The following is a 659-nucleotide window of genomic DNA, read 5'->3' on the forward strand; positions in this document are numbered from 1 at the left end:
GTCGGCATCGCCGTAGAGCGCAGCCTGGAGATGGTGGTTGGTCTGCTGGCGACCCTCAAGGCCGGCGGCGCCTATGTACCGTTGGATCCGGAATACCCGCAGGAGCGGCTGGCCTACATGATGGAGGACAGTGGCATCCGATTGTTGCTGACTCAGAGCCATCTCCAAGATCGGTTGCCGACCCCGAACCATGTTAAAACCCTGGCTTTGGATACGGACCTGGGGTCGCTGGCAAGCTACAGTGATGCCAATCTGGACAATATCACTCAACCAGAAAACCTGGCCTATGTGATCTATACCTCCGGCTCAACCGGCAAGCCCAAAGGCACACTGTTGCCGCACCACAACGTCATGCGCCTGTTCCAGGCAACTCAGGACTGGTACCAGTTCGATGGTAATGATGTCTGGAGCGTCTTCCACTCCTACGCCTTCGACTTTTCGGTATGGGAGCTGTTTGGTGCTCTGTTGTATGGCGGCAAGGCGGTTATCGTACCGAAAGAAGCGGCGCGTTCGCCGGAAGACTTCCACGCGTTGCTGCTACGGGAAAAGGTCTCTGTCCTCAACCAGACGCCCTCCGCCTTCAAGCAACTGATCCCGATAGCGGTGGACAAGGCCCAGCCTCTGTCACTGCGTTACATCATTTTCGGTGGTGAGGCGCT

At 57.4% G+C, this 659-nt stretch carries 1 protein-coding gene; it reads left to right on the forward strand.

The genetic code is table 11. From position 1 onward, the window contains the following. On the forward strand, positions 1–659 hold a 659-nt coding region (locus tag INT39_RS22345), incomplete at both ends, for an AMP-binding protein (RefSeq protein WP_193076153.1).

The sequence above is a fragment of the Pseudomonas sp. FME51 genome, from assembly GCF_014897305.1.